This is a genomic window from Altererythrobacter litoralis (assembly GCF_036324225.1).
GTDB lineage: Bacteria > Pseudomonadota > Alphaproteobacteria > Sphingomonadales > Sphingomonadaceae > Erythrobacter > Erythrobacter litoralis_A.
In genome coordinates, this window is the sequence record NZ_JAZDQV010000004.1 from 134,462 (window position 1) to 156,633 (window position 22,172).

A 22,172-nucleotide genomic window follows, 5' to 3' on the forward strand; every position below is an offset into this window, starting at 1 on the left:
GGTCCTCTTGGATCCGGAAGATAACGTTGCACAGCCTTGACCGTTCCGGGCACGTAAGGGGGCACCCCGGCAAAGCTGGCGCGCGCCTAGCATCGAGGATGCTGCGATGCAACCCGAATGGAAGCGATTCTATGGACTCGTTTGCTTCGAGGCGTAAGATACCCCCTGAAGGCCCACGGAATGGCCAGGGAGAGGAACATGAAGCTGACGCCGATGTCCCCCAATTGCGGGGTTGAGATTTCGGGAGTTTCGCTGGCTGATTGCAGCGATGCGGAAATGAGCGAGATCAAGCAGGCGATTTATGAGCATGGCGTCGCGATGTTCCGAGGGCAGGACTTCTCGCCAGAAGATCACATTGCCTTTGCCAAAAGGTGGGGCGGAATCGATATCAACAACTACTTCCCGCTGCAGGACAAATATCCCGAAATCGCGATCGTGCGGAAGAAGCCGGACCAGGTGACCAATATCGGCGGGGCCTGGCACACCGACCATTCATACGACCAGATTCCCGCGATGGGCTCGATCCTGGTGGCAAGGGAGCTGCCGCCCAAGGGTGGAGACACGCTGTTCGCGCATATGGGCGCAGCCTATGATTCGCTGCCCGACGAGCTGAAGGCCGAGATCGAAGGGTTAGAAGCCTTCCACACTGCCGATCACGTCTATCAGGAAGGTGGCATTTACGCGCAGACCGACATGGGCGGCGAACTTCGCGGGCAGGACCTGAAGACCGGCGCAGTCCATCCGGTGGTGATCCGCCATCCGCATACCGGGCGCAAGCTGCTCTATGTAAATAGCGCCTTCACGATCAATTTCGTCGGCAAGACGCGCGAAGAGAGCATGCCGCTGCTCCAGAAACTGCTCGCGGCGGCCGTGCGCGACGACAACCAGTGCCGGGTCGAATGGGAGCCGGGCACGGTGGCGATCTGGGACAACCGCACCACCTGGCACAATGCGCTCAACGATTACCAAGGGTACTACCGCGAGATGCATCGCATCACGCTGAGCGGGGAAGCGCTCGCGGCGTAGTTTATTGGCCGACTAGCTTACTGTTCGCCGCCGCCTGGCGCGGCAGGTGTGCGCAGCGCCGAGGGCGCACAGCTATATACAAGGCGCTCGTTCGGCTGGGGCGGCAGCATCGATATCACCGCCTGCTGCTGTTCGCCCAAAACCTTCGCTGCGTCGGTGGTGTGGCATTGCGGCGGGGTATAGGCGTCGCGCGCGGCGCGAGCCTCAGCCATCGCATTGCGACCGAGCAAATAGCGTTCGCTCAGGAAGGTTCGCGTTTCCGGATCGTAGCGGTTGACCGAAACCGCATCCTCATCGTCGGGGATCAGCACACGGGTCCATTCGCCGCTGTTGAGGCCGTATTGCGTGCGCGTGTTGACGCAGCCGTCTGCGGCCCAGTCGAATTCGACATCGTCCGTGCGCGCGCCCGTCACGCGGCTGCGCTCGGGAACCAGCGTGCACAGCATGGTGCCTTCGCGCGCCTCGGACGAAGGTTCGGGAGGCGCTTCGCCAGTCGCGGCTTTCATCGCATTCTCTACGCGCCGGTCGATCTCGTCGATCCCCGGACGCATGACCCACAGCGCTACGGCTGCGAAGAAAGTAGCAATGGCTATGGCTCCTGCCGCGGTCACGCGGCGCTCCATGCCTTCCTGTCCGCGCGCCTGCACGGCCACATAACCCGCCGCGATGGCCATGAGCAGCAGAATCAGTGCCAGCGCCATCGCGTTCTCGCGCTCACCCTGGACTTCAAGCTGCGCTTCGAGCTGGGCGCGGTCGCGCCGGTCGTTCAGCTCGGCTTCGCGCGCTGCAAGCCGGTCGCGTGCTTCCGCGCGCTGCTGTTCGATGCGGGTGCGCTCGGCTTGTTCGAGATCGTCTAGGCTGCGGCAAGGCAACGCATTGATACTCGCTTCCACTTCGTTGCTGCGCAGGAACGGCAGCAGTTCGCGGGTCGACACGGCGAAGTAGAACTCGGCATCGGAACCGTCCGAATCCGCGCCGAAACTGTTCACGCCTACGACTCGACCGCATCCGTCGAGCAGCGGGCCGCCCGAATTGCCGCGCGCGATGGGCGCGGTGTGGAGGATCGTGTCGAACTGGCGCGAAGGGCGCGCGCCCGAAAGGAAGCCGCGGCTCTTCACCGGCGGTTGCGCGCGGAAGATGTCGCCGATTTCGAGCCCCTGCGCCTGGTCGACATTCATGGGATAACCGACTGCCGACACTTCGCCCATGTCGCCCAAGGTGCTCCCCGAAATCGTCAGGGGAGGCAGCCGTAAGCTGCCGTCGATGATCTCGATCAGCGCCAGATCGTTGCGCGGGTTGACCGAGACCGCACGGGCATAGGCGGCATCGGCGCCTTCCGAGGGCACAACGCCAATCCTCAGCGTGTCGTCATGCAGCGCCTCGCGGATCACATGCGCGTTGGTGACGATCTGCGTCGGGGTAACGGCAAAGCCCGATCCGTGGCTCACCGGGAACACCTCTCGACCGTCAGTGCCGATGATGACCACACGCACCACTCCGCGCGCCGCCGCGTCGATATCGGCGGGATCTGCGCCTGCCGGTTGCGGCATGGCCAGCGCAAGGAAGAGTGCGAAAAGCGTGAGAATGCGGCCCATGGCCAGCGTGTTTGGCCCGCATTTGCTTTGACCGCAAGCTTCGGGATGTGGCGCGCGATGATCATGGGTAGGCCGGGGTCACACCAGACGGAGAACAGGAATGGCCTACATCATCGAAGGATTGAGCCCGCAGCAATTCGAGCGTTTCATCGGCATGCCCGATGGCGAACTGGCTGCGTACAATGCCATCCGCTATGCAGTATCCAACAAGCCGGGCTTTCCCTGCCGCATTACGCTGGAAGATTCAGATCCCGGCGAAACGGCGATCCTGATCAACCATTACAGCCGCGACGAGGACACGCCCTTTCGCGCCAGCCACGCCATATTCGTGCGCGAAACCGCTGTGGCACCCGCTCGCTTTGAGGACGAGATTCCGCCGGTGCTCCGCACCCGTGCGCTGTCCTTGCGCGGTTTCGACGCGGCGGGCATGATGGCCGATGCCATGACGACCGAGCCGGGCGGGGCCGAGGAAGGGCTGCTGAAGCTGTTCGAAGATCCGCGCATCGTTGAAGTCGACGCGCATAATGTGGCACGCGGCTGTTTCCTGGCTCGTGCGAGGAGGGCGTGATGCTCGACGATAATAAAGCCTGGGACGCCGTGAAACGGCGCGATCGGTCGTTTGACGGGCGCTTCGTTACCGGCGTGCTCACAACCGGCATCTATTGCCGGCCGTCATGCGCGGCGCGTCACCCCGATCGCAAGAATGTGCGCTTCTTCGCCACCGGCGCGCAGGCGCTCGCGGCGGGTCTCCGGCCATGCAAGCGCTGTCGGCCCGACGAAGTGGGGCGCGACGAAGCGGCCGTGCTGGCGGCGATCGAAGCGATCAAACTGGGCGAAGCTGAACGCCTCGACGAGCTCGCGGCGATCACCGGCTACAGCCCTGCGCATTTCCAGCGCGTATTCAAACGCGCCACCGGGCTTTCGCCTGCCGCCTATTCGCGTGCGCTGCGCGAAGAACGTGCTCGCGATGCACTGGCGCAGGCCGAAAGGGTTACCGACGCGATCTACGATGCGGGCTACGAAGCGCCGAGCCGCTTCTACGAAGGAATGAAAGGCAAGATGGGCATGACCCCCAGCGACTGGAAGAATGGCGGTGCGGGCCGGGTGATCCACTGGACCGTGATCGACACCACGGTGGCGCCGATGCTGGTCGCGGCGACCGAAAAGGGCGTGTGCTGCCTGAGTTTCAACGAAGGCGAAGAGGAATTGCGCGCGCGCTTCCCGAAGGCCGATCTTGTCCGCGGCGGAGAGGAGTTCCGCGCGCTGTTCGAACGGGTCACGCAGGCGGTCGAGCAACCCGGTACAGGCGCCGATATCCCGCTCGACGTCAAAGGCACCGCGTTCCAGCAGCGCGTGTGGCAGGAACTGCTTCGCATCCCCGCGGGCGAAACGCGCAGCTATGGCGAGCTTGCAGCCGCGCTGGGCAATCCCAAGGCGAGCCGGGCTGTGGGCGGCGCAAACGGCGCGAACAATATCGCTGTGCTGATCCCGTGCCACCGCGTGATCCAGTCGGACGGGACACTGGGCGGATACGCCTACGGCCTGAAGATCAAGGAAGAGCTCCTCAGCCGAGAAAGGGCCGGTTGACCAAGGTAGTTTCGCGTAGGGCGGGGCACACCGGGACTCGCGGCACAAGATATCGTGCCGAACGCAAGGCGGAGAGGCACTCGCGGGCTCCAGGCGCTACCGGTCGACGCCTTTGACCTTTCCCCATTGGCGCGCGGCCGTGTAGCCGAGGTAACCTGTGCCGAAGAGGGCGTAGAGCGGCTCCGGCAGGCCGTTGAGGTAGGCGTTCATGCCAGCGGCAATCTCGCGCGCGGCGGCCGGGTTGAAGGCAGCGAGCACGCCCATCGGCAGCGCCCACAGGATCATGGCATACATTATATAGAGGAAGCTCGGACGTGCGCGGCTGGTCCAGGGATCGGCGGAATTGGCCTCTGCGACGATCGCCTGCAGCCGCGCCTCGATCAGCTGCATCTCCTGCGTGCCTTCGAGCTTGAGCAGCTCGAGCTTGGCGCGCGCACGCGCCTCCTTGTCAGGGATAATCTTGTCGATGATCGAAGCGATCGGGCCGATCAGCGAATCGAGTAGCGCCATTTTGCTTGCTCCTGCGAGATGATTCGTAGAGCCAGTAACTAAATAGGTTCGTGTAGGAAAATCAGGCGCTTTCGCCGGCCTCGGCCAGCAATCTTTCAGCCAGGGCTAGATGCGGGCGGTCGAGCATTTGCCCGTTCAGCCCCACCGTTCCCGCGCCGGGATTGTCGGCAAAGGCCTGCACCACTGCGCGGGCCTGGGCGATCTCATCGGCGCTGGGCGTAAAGGCTTCATTGATCACTTCGACCTGCGCGGGATGGATCGCCAGCATGCCGCGATAGCCCTGGCTGCGCACCATCAGCGCACGGTCGCGTAATGCGTCAAGGTCGCGGAATTCCGGCATGACGGTTTCGATCGGCGCGACCCCCGCTGCCACCGCGCCGAGCAGGCACAGGCTGCGGGCTAGTTCATAGGTGGGCATATAGGAACCGTCAGGCCGGTGCTGCACCCGCGCGCCGAGAGCAGAAGAGAGGTCTTCCGCGCCCCAACTCATTGCGACGAGACGCTGCGAACCCGGATAGTCGCCGGCATAATCGCCGCAATGGAACATCGCCTTGGGCGTTTCGGTGACGAGCGCCGCGATACGGGTTGAACCGGCAGCAAGCCCGTGCCGGGGTTCGCGCTCTGCCAGCATGGCACCGAGCGTGGTGACATCCTCGCGACCTTCGGCCTTGGGCAGGAACACGCCGCCCGGCGCCGCGGCAATGATCGCATCAAGGTCTGCAGCTGTCTCGCCGCCGGACAGCGGGTTTACCCGCACCCAGATCCGCTGACGATCAGCGCGGGTGGCAAGGAATGCAGCTACGGCTTCGCGCGCAGCAGGCTTGTTTTCCGGAGTGACCGAGTCTTCCAGGTCGAGCAACACGATGTCGGCGCCGCTTTCGCTCGCCTTCGCCATCTTGCGCTCGCTGTCGCCGGGAGCAAACAGCCAGCTACGCATCCGCGGCGGCATCGGGCGGGGAAGGTTGGCGGCGGGCTCGCTCATGCAGGTAACTCCTCGCAGCGCGGGTTAGGGCGCGCGGGCAAGCGGTGCAACAGCAAGTTTATGGGGATTTGCCACTGGTCGGGACGAGAGGATTCGAACCTCCGACCCCCACACCCCCAGTGTGATGCGCTACCAGGCTGCGCTACGTCCCGAGACCAGTGGAGGGCGGCCCTATAGGGCGGCGCCATCAGGCTGGCAAGCCACGATCGGGCCTTCGCGTGTGGCACCTCGAGTTGAGGCGTAGCAATTGCCCAGAATAATTGCGACGCGCTTGCAATGCTGCTAACCGCGCCCACTTATCGAAGCGGGGAGACATCGGGCGAACGGCATGGCCGCCGCCACTTGCAGCTCCGCCATGGTTGCAATTTCAGTCTGACAGGACTCACTCCATGCTTGAATTCCTTGCCGCCGCGGCCAGTGCCGAAGCACCGCCCGCCTGGATCCAGTGGCTGCCGATCATAGGCATGATCGCGATCTTCTGGTTCCTCATCATTCGCCCGCAGATGAAGCGGCAGAAGGAACACCAGCAGAAGATTTCCGCTCTCAAGAAGGGCGATCAGGTGATCACCGCCGGCGGCCTCGTGGGCAAGGTGGCCAAAGTTGATGACGTCTATGCCGAGATCGACCTCGCGCAGGGTGTCCGCGTCAAGGCGGTGAAGAGCACCATTGGCGATATCATTCCGCCCGGCGGCAACCCCGCCAACGACTGACGCCTTGAACTCATTCCAACGAACGGACGGATCCTAACCCGATGCTCGATTTTCCGACCTGGAAAAAGGTTTGGCTGTGGGGGCTGACGCTGATCGCGGCAGCGGCGGCGCTGCCGTCGCTGCTTTCGGCCACCAGCGTCAAATGGCCCGATTTCCTGCCCGACCCGCAAGTGAATCTCGGTCTCGACCTTGCCGGCGGGAGCCACATCCTGCTTGAGGCCGATGCCAGCCAGGTACAGGTGCAGCGGCTTGAGAACATGGAGGAATCGGCCCGTTCGGCGATGCGCAATGCCGAACCGCGCATCCGCATTGGAGATGTTTCGACAGCCGACGGCAGGCTCAGCTTCATGCTCGACGATCCGGCCGATCTCGATCGTGCACGCGAGCGGCTGTTGCCGGTGATCAATGGCAATGGCCTTGTGCGCGAGTGGGATTTGTCGGTTGTCGATGGACAGCGCATGATCCTTACGCCCACGCAAGACGGGATCGAAACCGCTGTGGCGCAGGCGATGGACAGCGCGACCGAAGTGGTCCGCAAGCGTATCGACGCGCTCGGAACGCGCGAGCCGACCATCATACGCCAGGGCGATACCCGCATTGTGGTGCAGGTGCCCGGCCTGCAGGATCCCGACCAGCTCAAGGAACTGCTCGGACAGACGGCAAAGCTCGAATTCAAGCTGGTCGATCCGACTGCATTGCCGAGTGACGTCGAGCAGGGCATTGCACCGCTGGGTTCCGAAATATTCCCCTTCGCAGAAACTTCGGGCTTTGCCGGGTCCTCGGTTGCTGTGAAGCGGCTTGGCGGTATTCGCGGCGACAGCCTGGTCAACGCGCAGCAGGGTTTCGACCAGCAGACCAATGAAGCAGTGGTCAACATCCAGTTCGACCAGCAGGGTGGCGCAAGATTTGCCACGTTGAGCACGGAAAACGTCGGCCGCGCCTTCGCCATCATTCTCGACGGCAAGGTGTTATCGACGCCGAGCTTCCGCGAACCGATCCTGGGCGGCAGCGCACAGATTTCCGGCGGCTTCACGGTCGAGACTGCCAACAACCTCGCGATCTCGCTCCGTTCGGGTGCATTGCCGGTCGACCTGAGCGTGATTGAGGAACGTACGGTCGGGCCTGACCTCGGCGCGGACTCGATCAAGCGCGGCCTGCTTGCGATGATGATAGGCTCGGTCGCGGTGATCGTGCTGATGATAGCGAGCTACGGCCGCTTTGGCGTCTATGCGACGATCGCGCTGGTGTTCAACGTGCTGATCATCCTGGGCATCATGGCCGGGCTCAACACCACGCTGACGCTGCCCGGTATCGCAGGCTTCGTTCTCACCATCGGCGCGGCGGTGGACGCCAACGTGCTGATCAACGAACGCATACGCGAAGAGCGGAAACGCGGGCGGCGCGTGGTTGCTGCGGTGGAAAATGGCTACAAGGAAGCGAGCCGCGCGATCTATGACGCGAATGTCACCAATTTCATCGCGGGCGTGTTGCTGTTCCTGTTCGGCTCTGGCCCGGTGCGCGGTTTCGCCGTCGTGCTGGTGATCGGCCTGTTCACCAGCGTTTTCACCGCCGTAACCTTGACCCGCATGTGGGTCGCCGGCTGGCTGCGCAAGTCGCGGCCGAGCGACATTAGTCTTTAAGGGGGGCAGGACGATGAGACTGTTGAAACTCGTCCCCGACGACACGAACATCAAGTTCCTCAAGTGGCGCGTGCCCTTCTTCGTGATCAGTCTGCTGCTGATCGCCGCAAGCTGGGCGCTGGTGATGACCAAGGGCCTGAACTTCGGCGTCGATTTTGCAGGCGGCCAGGAAATCCGCGTGACCTTCACCGAGACTGCCGAGGCCCCGGTTGCCGAACTGCGGCAGACGGTTGGTAATCTCGAGGGTGTTGGCGACCCGGTGATCCAGCGATTCGGTGCGCCCAATGAGGTCTCGATCCGCGTCAAGCTTCCGCCCGAAGCCGAAGGCAATCCGGATTATGCCAATCAGATGACCACCCGGATCACCGATGCCCTGAAACAGGGGCATGCGGACTTGCGGATCGACGGGGTCGACTCGGTTTCGGGCAAGGTCTCGGGCGAATTCCGCAACGATGCCGTGCTGGCACTACTCGCCGCCATGCTGGCGGTGGCAATCTACATCTGGATCCGCTTCGAATGGCAGTTCGGCGTGGGCGGCCTGTTCGCGCTCTTCCACGACGTGTCGCTGACGCTCGGCATGTTCGCGCTGTTCCAGCTCGAATTCAGCCTGCAGATCATCGCGGCTATCCTGGCGATCATTGGTTACTCGCTCAACGATACGATCGTCGTCTACGACCGGATCCGCGAGAACCTGAAGAAGTATCGCAAGATGGATGTGGCCGAATTGCTCGACCTGTCGGTGAACGAAACGCTGGCTCGCACCGTGATGACCAGCCTTACGCTGCTGGTGGCACTGGTGCCGCTGCTGCTGTTCGGCCCGGCCAGCCTGTTCGGCCTGGTTGCGGCGATCACGCTGGGCATCTTCGTCGGCACCTACAGCTCAATCTACATGGCGGCGCCGCTGCTGGTGTGGATGGGCGTGACTTCCGACAGTTTCGTGCCGCAGGAAAGCGACATCGACAAGCAGGAGCGGATCGCGCGCGGCGAGCTCTAGCTCGCTAGAGCTTCCGCACCAGCATTTCCGCCACGGCGATCCACGGCGGATTGTCGACCACCTGCTGCTTCTGCCCGCTGCCGGGCGGGAGCACACCGATCAGCGTCCCCTGACGGTCGATCAGCCGCCCGAAAGCAAAGCGCCCGCCTGCGCGGGGCACCAGTAAATCGCGGTTGATCGCTTGCCCTGCGGCGTCGGGCGCAAGCTGGCGCAGCCAGATCAAATCGCCCGGGCGGAATTCGCCAACGCTTTCCTCTACGCTCAACACCGTCAGCGCGCCTTCGCTTCCCAGCTCGCTTGGCAAAATCGCTTCACGCGGCTTTGCCAGCGCTTCCGGGCCGGCAGCGCGAAGGCTGGCAACCACCATCGGTGTCGGCGCTTCCTCCGATCTGACCAGTATTTCTGGCTCGACTTCGAGTGCGGCGGCGATCCGTTCCATCCATTTGAGCGAGAGGCTGCGCATGCCCGTCTCGAGGCGACCGATGGTTTGCGGCGTGGTGGGCGGGCTGCATGCTTCTGCCAGTTCGGCCAGCGTAATGCCCTTGCTCTTGCGAATGTCGCGGATGCGATTGATCACCGGCAGCCTCCCGCTTCAAAAATAACCTGATTGGTGAATTTACTTTCCTACACGAACCTTCACGTTGCAAGCCCGCTGTCGGAATCATCAACAGGAGACAGGCTATGCGGCGCATGCTGGTGGAGCGCGAACTGACGCTGGAGGGGCCGCTGCGCGGCGAGAGTGCGCGTGGGAAGCGGCGAACCGTCACGGTGAACCTGGCCGAATCCCCCCTGAGCTGGCTCCATGCGCGCGGGCATTTGGACGACCGGTTGTTCGATGCAGGCGAACGGCTGCGCAGCGACTTTGAGCGCGCGCAATTGGGCCCGAACGTCACCATGCGCTCGGAACCCGTGCGGGTGAAGGCGAGCGGGGATGTCGGCCTTTCGCCAACCGAACGCCAGATTGCGGCCAAGGCGCGCTTCGATGGCGCAATGCGCGAGGCGGGCAATGGGTTGCAGGACATCCTGTGGCGCGTGGTCTGCGCTGGCGAAGGCATTCCCGAAGCGGAGAAGCAGCTCGGCTGGCCCACGCGCAGCGGCAAGCTGGTGCTCAGGCTGGCGCTGGAACGTGTGGCCGGTTTTTACAGGATTGTTTGATCGTCAGCTAAGGACCTAGAGCAGAATCTAGTTCGCGAAAGAAACTCGAGATGGGTAACTTGGGGACTGCCTAGAGCTTTCACCTGAATTTACCGCTTTGACGGAAATCAAGTGAATTGGGCTCATATGCACCTAGACGGGCTTATGGTTAGACGTCTTGCGGCCGCTCTGCTCCTCAGTTTTGGGTTGGTAATATCCTCAGGTGGGGCAAAAGATCCTTCCTCGCTGCCTTGGCGAATAAAGAACGCGCAACAAGCTACAGTCGGTCAGAGCCTTGTTGTCGGAACGATCCGATACATAAGAGACGGGGAAGAGAAGAAATGCGCTGATGGCGGTTACAAATGCGTAGCCATCATCCTGCCGCCCGACGGTAACAAAGCCTCCGTTTATGAATTCGAGAGATCCACAGACTTCGTATGGTCCCTGCCTCCAGGGCAGTACACGATCCTCGCGTTCGCAAGGAGGGATAGTGGCTGGAACATTCAGTCAATGCGGGCAATTTTCACAGTGCCGGATGACCTGACACCGACTTATATTGGGGAGCTCGTTTTCGAACAGAGTGATGGACGATACACCGTTGGTGCTGGCGACGATTTTGAGCGGGAAGCCCTGCAGTTCGAAGCAAACTATCCTAGCGTGACACAAAAGCTCAGCAGAGGTTTGGTAAGTCCCGAACCAAGGCCTGGAACTTGGCTGAAGATGAGTGGCATTTGCGCCCCCGATTGGAAGATAGGGTGTACCAAAAACTATTGGGGCGTAACTCCGCTTCTGCCATCTGACGGCAAGAAATTCGCTTCAGTTGATGGGCTGAGCCCACAATTCCGCTGGACGCCGTCTGCGGACAGCACAGTCACCTATGACATCGTTCTTTATGAAGCTGCGTCGTTCAATGACGACGGAATTACCCGCCAGTTCACCGAAGGTCGATTGGTTGACTACAGCCAAGGTTTGGCCGAACCACAGTGGACACCCAATGTGGCGCTTGAGCCCAATAGAAAATATTATTGGAGCGTAAGGGCTAGAAGGAAAGAGACGGTTTCCACCTGGTCCTCGTACAGTTATTTCAATTTTTTCCTGATTGGCTTCTCGTCTGGTTACGGCCAGTGGTTCAAATTCGCGACGCCGGCTGCCTCTAAATCCAGATAGTCTTAAACCAGTCCCCCTTTGGGGTCGGTCGCATTTTATTTGGTTGCGCGACTCCCCAGAAACCTCAAACGTCCGCTTTCCACCCAATTCCAGCCGTTTGATTCAATCCAGCTTGGGCGGCATGCCCGGTTCGGCCTTGGCTATCGCGCGCTGGTAGGCGGGGCGTTCGCCGATCCGCTTCAGATAGGCCTTGAGGTTCGGCATGTGATCGATGCTCATCCCGCTCATCGCGCGGCTGGTGGTGAGCTGGAAGCCCATCATGATGTCCGCAGTGGAAAGCTCGCCCCCGCCGAAATAGTCTGCTTCTCCCAGCCGCTTCTCCACGATCGCCCAGCCTTTCTCGATCCGGTCGGCCACGAAGGGCGGCGGCGCAGAGCCGAGGAACTGGCAAACGAGGCCCATCATGCCATTGGCCATGAAAGTGGCGTTGGCCCAGTGATAATAGAACAGGTGATCGGCGAAATCGGGATGGTCCTTCGCGGGGACCAGCCCCCGATCGCCATATTTGGAAATGATCCAGTCGATGATCGCGCCGCTTTCGCCCAGCGCGAAACCGTCATCGGTGATCACCGGGGCAATGCCCATCGGGTGCAGCGCCTTGTACTCATCGGGCGCCAGCCGGTTGTCTTCGCGCCGGTTGTAGAGCTTGAGCTCGTAATCGATACCCAATTCCTCGCACAGCCAGACGATGCGTTCGGACTGCGACAGGCGCAGGTGGTGGACGGTCAGCATGGCGGCGGCTCTCCCTTTCAGTATCTCGCCCATTCCTTGCTTGCGGGCACGATAGAGTCGAGGAATTTCTCCGCGCTCTCCAGATATTCTCGCTGCTTCGCTTCGCCCATTCGGTCCCAGGTAGCATAGATCCGCCCGATCCGGTGATTGCTTTCCAGCCGGTCGCGGTGCCGGTCCAAGAAGTGCCAGTAGAGGGGCCCAAACGGGCAGGCGCCTTCGCCGGCCTTCTTGGCTGGCGAGTAGCGGCAGCCCGTGCAGTAGTCGGACATCTTGTTGATGTAATTGCCACTCGCGGCATAGGGCTTGGTCGCGAGTTTCCCGCCATCTGCATAGAGGATCATGCCCACCACATTGGGCATTTCGACCCAGTCATAGGCATCGGCATAGACGGCGAGATACCAGTCCTGCACTTGGCGCGGGTCGATGCTGGCCAGCAGAGCGAAATTGCCCAGCACCATCAGCCGCTGGATGTGATGCGCATGCGCGTTGTCGCGGGTCGAGCGGATGCAATCCGCCATGCAGCGCAAGTCTGTTTCGCCGGTCCAGTAGAATTCGGGCAGGGCGCGCTGGGCATTGAGCGCGTTGCGGCTTTCCAGATCAGGCATGAAATACCAGTAGAAACCGCGGACATATTCGCGCCAACCAATTATCTGGCGGATGAAGCCTTCGACTGAATTGAGCGGGGCGCGGCCCTCTTCATAGGCCTGCTCGGCGCGGCGACACAGATCGAGCGGGTCAAGCAGGCCCAGGTTGATGCTCGACGACAGCATCGAGTGATATAGATCGTCCTGCCCGTGCACCATCGCGTCCTGATAGGGGCCGAACTGCTCCAGTCGCTCGGCGAAAAAGGCATCGGCGGCTCGCTCCGCCTGATCGCGGGTCACGGGCCATCCGAAGCGTTCGAGCGAACCGAAATGATCGTCGAACTTCTCTTCGACAAGTTCGATTGCCTCCCGCGTAATGTCGTCGGGTGCGAATTTCGGGCGCGGCGGAGCTTTCAGACCTTCCTTGGGCGGCTCGCGGTTCTCGCTATCGTAGTTCCATTCGCCGCCAACCGGTTTGCCGTCCCCGCGCATCAGCAGCCCGGTCTTCCTGCGCATCTCGCGATAGAAGTACTCCATCGTCAGATGCTTGCGACCTTCCGCCCATTTTTCGAATTCGGCGTGGCTGCAAAGGAAACGATCGTCAGGCAGGATTTCGACCTCGCAGGCGAACCTGTCGGCCCATTCCTCAATGGCCTGCTGTACGCGCCATTCGCTTGCTTCGACTACGTGGATCGCGCGCGGATCGTGCCGTTCGATGGCGCGGGCGACTTCGCCGGTGAAACTGCCTGAATTGTCCGGATCGGTCAGCTTCACATAGTCGACCTTCCACCCGGCCTCGCGCAGCTCAGCGGCAAAATGGCGCATGGCGGAGAACACCAGTGCGATCTTCTGCTTGTGGTGTTTTACGTAAGTCGCCTCGTCCCACACCTCCATCATCAGCACGACGGTATCGTCCATCGCTCGTCTGCGCAGCGAGGCGAGATTGCGGGTCAGCTGGTCGCCGAGGACGGGGACTAGGATCGGGCGGGGCATTGCCGAGATAATGCTCAAGCTGCGGTTTGGTGCCTCAAACGAAGCTGTATGGGTCTATGTCGATGCCCACGCGTACGCCGGGAGCGAAACTCTGCGTGGCGAGCCAATCGTTCAGGATCGCCTGCAATTGCGCATTGCGCCGCGCATTGACGAGGAAGCGATAGCGATAGCGACCGCGCAACAAGGCCAGCGGGGCGGGGGCCGGGCCGAGGATCATCAGCCCATCGTGCTGCGGGCGGGTTGCGCCCAGCCGGTTCGCGGCTTCGCGGGCTTCGGCGTCGTCCTCGCTTGAGATAATGATTGCCGCCCAGCGGCCGAAGGGCGGTGCGCCCGCATGGCGGCGCGCTTCAGTTTCGGCCCCGTAGAAGGAGTCGCGATTGCCTTCCGCCAGAGCCGCGATCACCGGCGCGCCGGGATGGCGGGTCTGGATCAGCACTTCGCCCGACTTTGCGCCGCGCCCTGCGCGTCCGGCCACTTGCGCCACTTGCTGGTAAGTGCGCTCGGCCGCGCGCAGGTCTCCGCCTTCGAGGCCGAGGTCCGCGTCGATCACGCCCACCAGTGTGAGTTCGGGGAAATGGAAACCCTTGGTGACGAGCTGCGTGCCGATGATGATGTCGATCGCGCCGCTTTCCGCCGCTTCGATGAAGTCCGCCGCGCGTTCAGGCGAGTTGAGCGTGTCGGAAGTTGCCACGGCGACCCGTGCTTCGGGGAACAGCTGCTCGACCTCGTCAGCGATCCGCTCGACCCCCGGCCCGCAGGCGACAAGGCAATCGGGCTCGCCGCATTCGGGGCAAGTGGCGGGCGGTTGCTCCACATGCCCGCAGTGATGGCAGGCGAGCCGCGCCGAGAGGCGATGCTCGACCAGCCATGCGCTGCAATTGGGGCATTTGAAGCGGAAGCCACAATTGCGACACAGGGTGAGCGGGGCGTAGCCGCGGCGGTTGAGGAACAGCAGCGATTGTTCACCCTTCGCCAGCCGGTCCTCGATCGCGGCGATCAGCCGGGGGGCGAGCCAGTGCCCGCGCTCGGGTGGCTCCTGTGTCAGGTCGATAGTGTCGATATGCGGCAGTTCGGCCCCGCCGAAGCGGCTAGGCAGTTCGAGCCGCTTGTAGGTGCCGCTTTCGGCCATGTGCAGGCTTTCGAGCGCCGGGGTAGCGCTGGCGAGCACGACCGGGAAGCCTTCGAAATGCGCGCGCATCACGGCAACGTCGCGCGCGTTATAGCGCACCCCGTCATCCTGCTTGAAGCTCACCTCATGCGCTTCGTCGACCACGATCAGTCCAAGGTCGCGATAGGGGAGGAACAGCGCCGAGCGCGCGCCCACCACGACTTGCGCCGTCCCTTCGCTGATCGCGCGCCAGGCGCGTCGTCGCTCGGTCGATTTGAGCGAGGAATGCCACTGCACGGGGGCGGCACCGAAGCGATGCTCGAACCGCTTGAGGAAATTCTCGGTAAGCGCGATTTCGGGCAGCAGCACAAGCACCTGGCGGCCCATCCGCACCGCTTCCGCCATCGGCTCGAAATAGGTCTCGGTCTTGCCTGATCCGGTAACCCCGTCGAGCAGGAAGGGCGCGAATGCCCTGGCACGCACCGCACCGACTAGTTCGTCCGCCACTTCGCGCTGCTCGGGCGAGAGCTCAGGCACGTCGAAATCGGGATCGGCGGGCGCGAAGGGGCGGTCGATCGAAACCGTCACCGGCTCGATCACGCCCTGATTGACCAGCCCGCGCAGCACGCCTTCGGAAACGCCCGCTATGCCTGCGAGTTCGCGAATGGTCGCCTGTTCGCCTTCGAGCGCGGCAATCGCCAGTTCGCGCTGCGGCGTCATCCGCTCGGGCATCCCGCCTGACAGGCGATATTCGGTCATAGTGGCCGGGCCGTTCAATGCACCGCCGCTCGATATGACCATTCGCGCCACCGAGCTCATCGGCGCGCAATAATAGTCCGCAGTCCACTCGATCAGCCGCCGCAAGGGTGCCGCAAGCGGCGGCACCGGCAGCACTTCGATGATCGGGCGAAGCTTTTCCGCCGGCACTTCGTTGGCCGGCAACCGATCCGCTTCCCACACGATCCCGGTGATCTGGCGCGGTCCCAGCGGAGCCACGACCACCGACCCGGGCTCGACGCGCATGCCATCGGGCACGCGATAGTCGAGCACGCTGAGCGCGCTGTTGAATACAAGGAGGCGAATGCGGTTCATCGGACAAGCACATATGGGGTCCTATTGGCCTGCCCGACAAGAAGTCACGCACCGATATGAACGCCTGCTTTGCGGATGTGGCCCGTCTGTCAGGCTCCGCCGCCCGGCGGATGGCCTGTCGGAAAAAGGCTGCTATGCGCTAGGTTGGAAATCGAATCGAAAAAGCGCCCTCCGGGTGCAACACGGAGCCATCATGAAATTCTTTGCCGACACTGCCGAGATCGACGACATCCGGGAACTGGCCGCGACCGGCCTGCTCGACGGGGTCACCACCAACCCCTCGCTGATCGCCAAGTCGGGCCGCGACTTCATGGAAGTGACGAAGGAAATCTGCGGGATCGTCGACGGGCCGGTATCGGCCGAAGTTGTCGCACTCGATCACGAAACCATGATGAAAGAGGCCGAGATCCTGCGCAAATTGGCGGACAATGTCTGCATCAAGGTGCCGCTGACGATTGACGGGCTCAAGACCTGCAAGGCGCTGACCGGCGACGGCACCATGGTCAATGTCACCCTGTGCTTCAGCGCCAACCAGGCGCTGCTCGCGGCAAAGGCGGGGGCGACATTCGTCTCGCCCTTCGTCGGCCGACATGACGACAATGGCTTCGACGGGATGGAACTGATCAGCGACATTCGCCTGATCTACGACAATTACGATTTCGAAACCGAAATCCTCGTCGCTTCGGTGCGCCACGTCACCCATGTGCTCGAAAGCGCCCGGATCGGCGCCGACGTGATGACCGCGCCGCCTGCAGTGATCAAGGCGCTGTTCAAGCATGTCCTGACAGATAAGGGGATTGAAGGCTTCCTTGCAGATTGGGCAAAGACGGGCCAGTCGATCATCCGTTAAACTGCAAGAACCACGCATTTGTCCCAGGAAACCCCTCTCGATCGCTTCAAGCACGCGCTGACCGGCGCAAGCCGTGCGCTGGCGCGCGAGGGAGAGGTGGAAGTGGCGTGGAGCGCGGATGCGCCCTCCTCATCGGGCAAGAACTTCCGTGTGCCGCTGCCCGGGCGCAATTTGCCGCCCGAGCAGGTCGCCGAAGCGCGCGGCTTTGCCGACAGTTTTGCGCTCAAGCTGCGCCATCACGATGCCGCTCTGCATGGCCGCAATTCGCCGCCCGAAGCGGTCGCGCGCGCCTGCTACGATGCGATCGAGCAGGTCCGCTACGAAGCGCTGGGCGCGAACAATTTCGGCGGAGTGCGCTCTAACCTCGATGCGGCGCTCGACATGCGGATCGCGACCGATCCGATTGCGCGCGCGCAGAGCCAGGACGATGTGCCGCTGCAGACCGCGCTTGCGCTGATGCTGCGTGAAAAGCTGACCGGCGAAGCTGTGCCCGAGCGCGCCAAGGCCGGGGTGGAACTGGTTCGCGGCTTCATCGAGGATAAGGTGGGCGGCGACCTCGAGGCGCTGGCGCATTCGCTCGACGACCAGAAGGCATTCCAGGAACTCAGCCTCGACCTGCTCGAACATCTCGACCTGACCCATCCCGCCGACGCGCCCGACGAAGGCGACAGCGAGGATGGCGACGACCAGGACGGGCAGGACGAACAGGACGAGGGCGAGCAGGAACAGGGCGCAGGCGACCCACAGGCGACCGAGATGGCCGGCGACGTAACCGAAGGCGATGCCGATAGCGAGAGCCAGACGGAAATGTCGTCCGAACAGGAAATGTCGGAAGGCGAGCCGGGCGACGAGGGCGAGGAGGGCATGATGCCCGTGCGCCCCAACCGGCCGTGGACCGATATTCCTTCCAGCTTCGAGTATCGCGCCTACACCACGCAGTTCGACGAGGAAGTGCCGGCAGGCGAGCTGTGCGACAATGAAGAGCTCGACCGGCTGCGCGCCTATCTCGACAGCCAGCTGACCGGCCTGCAGGGCGTCGTCACCCGCCTCGCCAACCGGCTGCAGCGCCGCCTTATGGCGCAGCAGAACCGCAGCTGGGATTTCGACCAGGAAGAAGGCGTGATCGACGCCGCGCGGCTCGCTCGCGTGATCATCACGCCGGGCACTTCGCTGGCCTACAAGACCGAGCGCGACGTCGAGTTCAAGGACACGATCGTCACCCTGCTGATCGACAATTCGGGCTCGATGCGCGGGCGGCCGATCAGCATCGCCGCGATCAGCGCGGACATCCTAGCGCGCACGCTCGAACGCTGCGGGGTCAAGACCGAGATCCTCGGCTTCACCACTCGCGCGTGGAAGGGTGGGCAAAGCCGCGAACAATGGCTGGCAGACGGAAAGCCGCCCAATCCCGGCCGCCTCAACGATTTGCGACATATCATCTACAAACAGGCGGATGAGCCGTGGCGCCGCGCGCGCCGCAATCTCGGCCTGATGATGCGCGAAGGGCTGCTCAAGGAAAATATCGACGGTGAGGCGCTGCTGTGGGCGCACAACCGCCTGATCGGCCGGAGCGAGGACCGCCGCATATTGATGGTGATCTCGGACGGTGCGCCGGTCGATGACAGCACGCTCAGCGTCAACAGCGCGGGCTATCTCGAAAGCCATCTGCGCAAGGTGATCGAATGGATCGAAAACCGCTCGCCGGTTCAGCTGGTGGCGATCGGGATCGGCCACGATGTGACGCGATACTATCGCCGCGCGGTGACGATCATGGATGTCGAACAACTCGGCGGGACGATCATGGAGCAGCTGGCCGAATTGTTCGAGGATGAAAAGCGCAGATGAACGTATCCGAAGCCGTTGCCACCCGCCGCTCTGTCCGCAAGTTCACCGGCCAGCCGGTCGATCGCGCCACGCTCACCCGCATTCTCGAAAAGGCGCAGCGCGCGCCATCGGGCGGCAATACCCAGCCGTGGAATGCGACGATCCTGACCGGCGCGCCGATGCAGGCGCTGTTCGCCAAGGTGGCCGAGCAATTCCCCAAGGGGCGCGAAGCGCATGCCCCCGAATACCACATCTACCCGCCTGAGCTTGAAGGCGCCTATGAAGCGCGCCGCTTTGGCGTGGGCGAGGCGATGTATGCCGCGCTCGACATCCCGCGCGAGGATCGGGCCAAGCGGCTGATGTGGTTCGCGGAGAATTTCCGCGCTTTCGGTGCCCCGGTGCTGATGCTGGTGCACACGCCGAAATATATGGGCCCGCCGCAATGGTCTGACATCGGCATGTGGCTGCAGACGATCGGCTTGCTGCTGCGTGAGGAAGGGCTCGACACCTGCTTCCAGGAGGCGTGGGCGGTCTATTCCCCGCAGATCCGCGAAGTCGTCGAAATCCCGGACGATCACATCTTCTTCTGCGGCGTGGCGATCGGTTATCGCGATCCCGATGCACCGGTGAACTGCTTCGACGTTCCGCGTGCCGACATTTCGGAATCGATCAGCTGGGAAGGGTGGGATTGACCTTGCTAGCGCGCCGCCGCAAAGCGCGCACGCGATGACAGACGCCGTTCCATTGAAGCTGTTCAACAGCCTTACGCGCAAGCTCGAGACTTTCGAGCCGGTCCATCCGGGTGAGGCGCGCGTCTATACCTGCGGGCCGACGGTCTATAACTATCCCCACATCGGCAATATGCGCGCCTATGTCTTTGCGGACGTGCTGGGCCGCACGCTGAGCTGGAAGGGCTACAAGCTCACCCACATCATCAACATCACCGATGTCGGCCACCTCACCGACGATGCCGATGCGGGCGAGGACAAGATGGAGAAGATGGCTGCCGAGCGGGCGCAGTCGATCTGGGACATCGCGAAGCACTATACCGAGGCATATTGGGCCGATGTGAAGGCGCTCAATATCCGCGAGCCTGCCAAATGGTCGGTCGCGACCGAGTACATCCAAGAGATGATCGACTTCGCGAAGTCGATTGCCGACAAACACTGCTACGAGCTCGATAGCGGGCTCTATTTCGATGTCTCGACCGTCGACGACTACGGCCGCCTTGCGCGCGCCGTGACTGACGAGGGCGAGGGCCGCATCGAGACGGTGGAGGGCAAGCGCAACGCCGCCGATTTCGCGATCTGGCGCAAGACCCCGCCGGGCGAAAAGCGCCAGATGGAATGGGACAGCCCATGGGGCAAGGGCGCGCCGGGCTGGCACCTCGAATGCTCGGTGATGGGCGGCAAGCTGCTCGGCTTCCCCTTCGACATCCACACCGGCGGGATCGACCACCGCGAGATCCACCACCCCAACGAGATCGCGCAGAACCAGGCGTTTTGCTGCACGAATGGCTTGGACGTGGCGGAGAATTCCGGCGCGCGCATCTGGATGCACAACAATTTCCTGGTCGAACGGTCAGGGAAGATGAGCAAGAGCGCGGGCGAGTTCCTGCGGCTGCAGCTGCTGATCGACAAGGGCTATCACCCGCTCGCCGACCGCATGATGTGCCTTCAGGCGCATTACCGCAGCGAGCTGGAGTTCAGCTGGGAAGGGCTGGGCGCCGCGCTGACGCGACTGAAGCGGATCGTGATGGCGGTGGAAACACTCAAGGCGCGTCATGCTGAACTCGTTTCAGCATCCATGCCGAATTCCGAGCCGTGGGTGCGCTCTGACGGATGGACCCTGAAACAAGTTCAGGGTGACGATTGGGGGAAGCTCCAGGCTTCGCTCGACAAGCTTGATGTCGCCATATCGGACGATCTGAATACGGCCATCGCTCTGACCGCGCTGGAAGACGCTCTGGCAACGAAGAAGGTGGATCCTGCGCAGAAGCTGGCGCTCGTGGCGGCGATGGATTCCGTTTTGGGCCTCGACCTCCTCAACCTTACTCGCGCCGATCTACGGATCCGGCCCAAATCCGCGCAGATCACCGAAGCCGAAATCGAGGACGCTCTCGCTCGCCGCAAGTCCGCGCGGGCCGAGAAGGATTTCGCCACCAGCGATGCCATCCGTGACGAACTCGCCGCCAAGGGCGTCGAAGTGATGGACGGCGATCCGCTCGGCTGGGGGTGGAAGCTCGACTGATGCGGCTCTGGCGGCTCACCCGTGCGCCCTTCGTGGCGCTCGACGGGAAGGGCGCGGAATTGCATGGAGCGCGCTACGCCCCGCCGAGCCATCCGGTGGTGAGCCTCGCCAGCGAGGCCGGGCTCGCGGTGCTCGTGGCGCTCAGATACCAGCCGACCGACCTTAGCCAGGCTTCCGATGACTTCGTGCTGGGCTGGACCGAGATCGATACAGAGCCCGAGCGCGTGCCCGATGCCGACGAGGACTCGATCCGTGCTTTCGTCAGCGAATGGCTCGATCAGCGCCGCTCGCTGGCTGTCGCCATCCGGTCTCGCGTCTTGCCCGAAGCCGATGTGATCTACCTCAACCCGCTTCACCCCGATGCGGCGAAAGTTCCACCGCTGACTTGCAGGACGTTCGATTTTGCCGAATGCCTCCATCGTCCGCCAATGCTCGACCAATATGGGAGCCTATCATGACAACGCTCGTCCTTTCCGCCCTGATGCGTCCGCTGCTCGAGCCGCGCTTGCCCGAAGGGCTCGACGTGCATTGGTTCGCCACGCAGGAAGAGGCGCTGCAGGTGGCGCCGCAGGCTGAAATCGGCTGGTTCGATCTCTATGACAAGCAGGCCATGGCTAACACGGTGCGCGCCGCCACAAAGCTCAAATGGCTCAATTCGATCTATGCGGGCCTCGATTTCCTGCCGATGGACGTTCTGATCGAACGCGACATCACAGTCACCAATGGCGTGGGGATCAACGCTATCACCATCGCCGAATATGTCGTGATGGGGATGCTCACCATCGCCAAGGGCTATCGTGACGTGGTGCGCGCGCAGGAACGTCGCGAATGGCTGCTCGACAGCCCCGGCAAGCGCGAGCTGGCAGGCTCGAAGGCGCTGCTGCTCGGCTATGGCGCGATCGGCAAGCTGATCAAGCCGCGACTGGAGGCGTTCGACGTCGAGGTGACCGTGGTGCGCCGGTCGGGCGGCGAGGGCGCGCTCACGCCCGACCAGTGGCGCGGCAAGCTGGGAGAATTCGACTGGGTTATCCTGGCCGTACCCGCCACGCCGGAGACGGACGGGATGATCGGCGCGGCAGAACTCGCCGCGATGAAGAGCGATGCGGTGATCGTGAACATCGCGCGCGGCGCGGTGATCGACCAGCCCGCGCTGGTGGAGGCGCTCGAAGCCAAGCGGATCGGTGGTGCCTTCCTCGACGTGACGACGCCCGAGCCGCTGCCGCCCGAAGACAAGCTGTGGACGCTCGACAATGCGCATATCACCATGCATCTGTCGGGCCGCGCGCAGGACAAGATGTTCCAGCGTTCGGCAGATCGCTTCCTCGACAATCTCGGCAAATACCTCAAGGGCGAGCCGGTCGCGCCGGTGTTCGATCCGCGATTGGGTTACTGAG

General features: G+C 62.8%; 21 protein-coding genes and 1 tRNA gene. 14 read left to right on the forward strand and 8 right to left on the reverse strand.

What is annotated here, in order from left to right; translation table 11 throughout:
• The first annotated feature begins 198 nt into the window (after positions 1-198).
• The gene (locus VRS74_RS05665; RefSeq protein WP_354144278.1) at positions 199-1,026 is read left to right on the forward strand and encodes a TauD/TfdA dioxygenase family protein; all 828 of its coding nucleotides are present in this window, start codon (positions 199-201) and stop codon (positions 1,024-1,026) included.
• A 17-nt stretch (positions 1,027-1,043) separates the two neighbouring features.
• Here VRS74_RS05665 and VRS74_RS05670 read toward each other — a convergent pair whose 3' ends face one another.
• The gene (locus VRS74_RS05670) at positions 1,044-2,621 is read right to left on the reverse strand and encodes a S1 family peptidase (protein WP_354144279.1); all 1,578 of its coding nucleotides are present in this window, start codon (positions 2,619-2,621) and stop codon (positions 1,044-1,046) included.
• Between the two features lie 100 nt (positions 2,622-2,721).
• Here VRS74_RS05670 and VRS74_RS05675 point away from each other — a divergent pair, with 100 nt between their 5' ends.
• Together VRS74_RS05675 and ada are read left to right on the forward strand one after the other, a co-directional pair.
• Positions 2,722-3,189, forward strand: coding sequence for a DUF1203 domain-containing protein (locus VRS74_RS05675; RefSeq protein WP_354144280.1), 468 nt, complete (start codon positions 2,722-2,724; stop codon positions 3,187-3,189).
• Positions 3,189-4,208: a bifunctional DNA-binding transcriptional regulator/O6-methylguanine-DNA methyltransferase Ada gene (gene ada / locus VRS74_RS05680; protein ID WP_354144281.1), complete on the forward strand. Its 1,020-nt coding sequence runs from the start codon at positions 3,189-3,191 to the stop codon at positions 4,206-4,208. Before VRS74_RS05675 ends, ada begins: the two co-directional genes overlap by 1 nt.
• A 96-nt stretch (positions 4,209-4,304) precedes the next feature.
• On the opposite strand, the gene VRS74_RS05685 is transcribed toward ada, so the two are convergent.
• From VRS74_RS05685 to VRS74_RS05695, 3 genes are all read right to left on the reverse strand, one after another.
• Positions 4,305-4,718: a holin family protein gene (locus VRS74_RS05685; protein WP_354144282.1), complete on the reverse strand. Its 414-nt coding sequence runs from the start codon at positions 4,716-4,718 to the stop codon at positions 4,305-4,307.
• A 61-nt stretch (positions 4,719-4,779) separates the two neighbouring features.
• Positions 4,780-5,700, reverse strand: coding sequence for an HpcH/HpaI aldolase/citrate lyase family protein (locus VRS74_RS05690; protein ID WP_354144283.1), 921 nt, complete (start codon positions 5,698-5,700; stop codon positions 4,780-4,782).
• A gap of 75 nt (positions 5,701-5,775) precedes the next feature.
• A tRNA-Pro gene (locus tag VRS74_RS05695) sits at positions 5,776-5,852 on the reverse strand.
• Positions 5,853-6,089: 237 nt separating this feature from the next.
• On the opposite strand from VRS74_RS05695, the gene yajC reads away from it, so the two are divergent.
• From yajC to secF, 3 genes are read left to right on the forward strand one after another with little or no spacing between them, the layout of a single operon-like run.
• Positions 6,090-6,410 (forward strand): preprotein translocase subunit YajC, encoded by a 321-nt coding sequence (gene yajC, locus VRS74_RS05700; RefSeq protein ID WP_354144284.1) that lies wholly within the window; start codon positions 6,090-6,092, stop codon positions 6,408-6,410.
• A gap of 41 nt (positions 6,411-6,451) precedes the next feature.
• A complete protein-coding gene (secD, locus tag VRS74_RS05705) occupies positions 6,452-8,050 on the forward strand; it encodes a protein translocase subunit SecD (protein WP_354144285.1) in 1,599 nt (532 codons plus the stop codon).
• A 13-nt stretch (positions 8,051-8,063) separates the two neighbouring features.
• On the forward strand, positions 8,064-9,044 hold the full coding sequence (gene secF, locus VRS74_RS05710) for a protein translocase subunit SecF (protein WP_354144286.1): 981 nt from the start codon (positions 8,064-8,066) through the stop codon (positions 9,042-9,044).
• Between the two features lie 4 nt (positions 9,045-9,048).
• Here secF and VRS74_RS05715 read toward each other — a convergent pair whose 3' ends face one another.
• Positions 9,049-9,621, reverse strand: coding sequence for a helix-turn-helix domain-containing protein (locus tag VRS74_RS05715; RefSeq protein ID WP_354144287.1), 573 nt, complete (start codon positions 9,619-9,621; stop codon positions 9,049-9,051).
• 104 nt (positions 9,622-9,725) lie between these two features.
• Here VRS74_RS05715 and VRS74_RS05720 point away from each other — a divergent pair, with 104 nt between their 5' ends.
• Positions 9,726-10,199 carry a DUF6456 domain-containing protein gene (locus VRS74_RS05720; RefSeq protein ID WP_354144288.1) on the forward strand — a complete coding sequence of 158 codons (474 nt, stop codon included), beginning with the start codon at positions 9,726-9,728 and terminating at the stop codon, positions 10,197-10,199.
• Positions 10,200-10,688: 489 nt separating this feature from the next.
• Positions 10,689-11,345, forward strand: coding sequence for a hypothetical protein (locus VRS74_RS05725; RefSeq protein ID WP_354144289.1), 657 nt, complete (start codon positions 10,689-10,691; stop codon positions 11,343-11,345).
• 102 nt (positions 11,346-11,447) lie between these two features.
• On the opposite strand, the gene VRS74_RS05730 is transcribed toward VRS74_RS05725, so the two are convergent.
• Genes VRS74_RS05730 through VRS74_RS05740 form a run of 3 tightly spaced genes read right to left on the reverse strand, consistent with a single transcriptional unit; the run spans position 11,448 to position 15,854 of the window.
• Positions 11,448-12,077: a glutathione S-transferase family protein gene (locus tag VRS74_RS05730; protein ID WP_354144290.1), complete on the reverse strand. Its 630-nt coding sequence runs from the start codon at positions 12,075-12,077 to the stop codon at positions 11,448-11,450.
• Positions 12,078-12,094: 17 nt separating this feature from the next.
• The gene (locus VRS74_RS05735; RefSeq protein ID WP_354144291.1) at positions 12,095-13,654 is read right to left on the reverse strand and encodes a cryptochrome/photolyase family protein; all 1,560 of its coding nucleotides are present in this window, start codon (positions 13,652-13,654) and stop codon (positions 12,095-12,097) included.
• Between the two features lie 34 nt (positions 13,655-13,688).
• Positions 13,689-15,854 (reverse strand): primosomal protein N', encoded by a 2,166-nt coding sequence (locus VRS74_RS05740; RefSeq protein ID WP_354144292.1) that lies wholly within the window; start codon positions 15,852-15,854, stop codon positions 13,689-13,691.
• Between the two features lie 193 nt (positions 15,855-16,047).
• Here VRS74_RS05740 and fsa point away from each other — a divergent pair, with 193 nt between their 5' ends.
• The 6 genes from fsa to VRS74_RS05770 are packed head-to-tail and all read left to right on the forward strand — an operon-like array spanning position 16,048 to position 22,171.
• The gene (gene fsa / locus VRS74_RS05745) at positions 16,048-16,704 is read left to right on the forward strand and encodes a fructose-6-phosphate aldolase (RefSeq protein ID WP_354144293.1); all 657 of its coding nucleotides are present in this window, start codon (positions 16,048-16,050) and stop codon (positions 16,702-16,704) included.
• 18 nt (positions 16,705-16,722) lie between these two features.
• Positions 16,723-18,549: a cobaltochelatase subunit CobT gene (gene cobT, locus VRS74_RS05750; protein WP_354144294.1), complete on the forward strand. Its 1,827-nt coding sequence runs from the start codon at positions 16,723-16,725 to the stop codon at positions 18,547-18,549.
• Positions 18,546-19,220 (forward strand): nitroreductase, encoded by a 675-nt coding sequence (locus tag VRS74_RS05755; RefSeq protein ID WP_354144295.1) that lies wholly within the window; start codon positions 18,546-18,548, stop codon positions 19,218-19,220. The genes cobT and VRS74_RS05755 overlap by 4 nt, the downstream gene beginning before the upstream one ends.
• Before the next feature lie 34 nt (positions 19,221-19,254).
• Positions 19,255-20,778, forward strand: coding sequence for a cysteine--tRNA ligase (gene cysS / locus VRS74_RS05760; RefSeq protein WP_354144296.1), 1,524 nt, complete (start codon positions 19,255-19,257; stop codon positions 20,776-20,778).
• Positions 20,778-21,236: an RES family NAD+ phosphorylase gene (locus VRS74_RS05765; RefSeq protein ID WP_354144297.1), complete on the forward strand. Its 459-nt coding sequence runs from the start codon at positions 20,778-20,780 to the stop codon at positions 21,234-21,236. The genes cysS and VRS74_RS05765 overlap by 1 nt, the downstream gene beginning before the upstream one ends.
• Positions 21,233-22,171: a D-2-hydroxyacid dehydrogenase gene (locus tag VRS74_RS05770; RefSeq protein WP_354144298.1), complete on the forward strand. Its 939-nt coding sequence runs from the start codon at positions 21,233-21,235 to the stop codon at positions 22,169-22,171. Before VRS74_RS05765 ends, VRS74_RS05770 begins: the two co-directional genes overlap by 4 nt.
• Position 22,172 lies beyond the last annotated feature (1 nt).

Excerpts from the sequence above, each read along its gene's own strand:
- VRS74_RS05665 (WP_354144278.1), top strand. The coding sequence starts at position 199 with ATGAAGCTGACGCCGATGTCCCCCAATTGCGGGGTTGAGATTTCGGGA.
- VRS74_RS05670 (WP_354144279.1), bottom strand. The coding sequence starts at position 2,621 with ATGGGCCGCATTCTCACGCTTTTCGCACTCTTCCTTGCGCTGGCCATG.
- VRS74_RS05675 (WP_354144280.1), top strand. The coding sequence starts at position 2,722 with ATGGCCTACATCATCGAAGGATTGAGCCCGCAGCAATTCGAGCGTTTC.
- ada (WP_354144281.1), top strand. The coding sequence starts at position 3,189 with ATGCTCGACGATAATAAAGCCTGGGACGCCGTGAAACGGCGCGATCGG.
- VRS74_RS05685 (WP_354144282.1), bottom strand. The coding sequence starts at position 4,718 with ATGGCGCTACTCGATTCGCTGATCGGCCCGATCGCTTCGATCATCGAC.
- VRS74_RS05690 (WP_354144283.1), bottom strand. The coding sequence starts at position 5,700 with ATGAGCGAGCCCGCCGCCAACCTTCCCCGCCCGATGCCGCCGCGGATG.
- yajC (WP_354144284.1), top strand. The coding sequence starts at position 6,090 with ATGCTTGAATTCCTTGCCGCCGCGGCCAGTGCCGAAGCACCGCCCGCC.
- secD (WP_354144285.1), top strand. The coding sequence starts at position 6,452 with ATGCTCGATTTTCCGACCTGGAAAAAGGTTTGGCTGTGGGGGCTGACG.
- secF (WP_354144286.1), top strand. The coding sequence starts at position 8,064 with ATGAGACTGTTGAAACTCGTCCCCGACGACACGAACATCAAGTTCCTC.
- VRS74_RS05720 (WP_354144288.1), top strand. The coding sequence starts at position 9,726 with ATGCGGCGCATGCTGGTGGAGCGCGAACTGACGCTGGAGGGGCCGCTG.
- VRS74_RS05725 (WP_354144289.1), top strand. The coding sequence starts at position 10,689 with ATGCGGGCAATTTTCACAGTGCCGGATGACCTGACACCGACTTATATT.
- VRS74_RS05730 (WP_354144290.1), bottom strand. The coding sequence starts at position 12,077 with ATGCTGACCGTCCACCACCTGCGCCTGTCGCAGTCCGAACGCATCGTC.
- VRS74_RS05735 (WP_354144291.1), bottom strand. The coding sequence starts at position 13,654 with ATGCCCCGCCCGATCCTAGTCCCCGTCCTCGGCGACCAGCTGACCCGC.
- VRS74_RS05740 (WP_354144292.1), bottom strand. The coding sequence starts at position 15,854 with ATGAACCGCATTCGCCTCCTTGTATTCAACAGCGCGCTCAGCGTGCTC.
- fsa (WP_354144293.1), top strand. The coding sequence starts at position 16,048 with ATGAAATTCTTTGCCGACACTGCCGAGATCGACGACATCCGGGAACTG.
- VRS74_RS05755 (WP_354144295.1), top strand. The coding sequence starts at position 18,546 with ATGAACGTATCCGAAGCCGTTGCCACCCGCCGCTCTGTCCGCAAGTTC.
- cysS (WP_354144296.1), top strand. The coding sequence starts at position 19,255 with ATGACAGACGCCGTTCCATTGAAGCTGTTCAACAGCCTTACGCGCAAG.
- VRS74_RS05765 (WP_354144297.1), top strand. The coding sequence starts at position 20,778 with ATGCGGCTCTGGCGGCTCACCCGTGCGCCCTTCGTGGCGCTCGACGGG.
- VRS74_RS05770 (WP_354144298.1), top strand. The coding sequence starts at position 21,233 with ATGACAACGCTCGTCCTTTCCGCCCTGATGCGTCCGCTGCTCGAGCCG.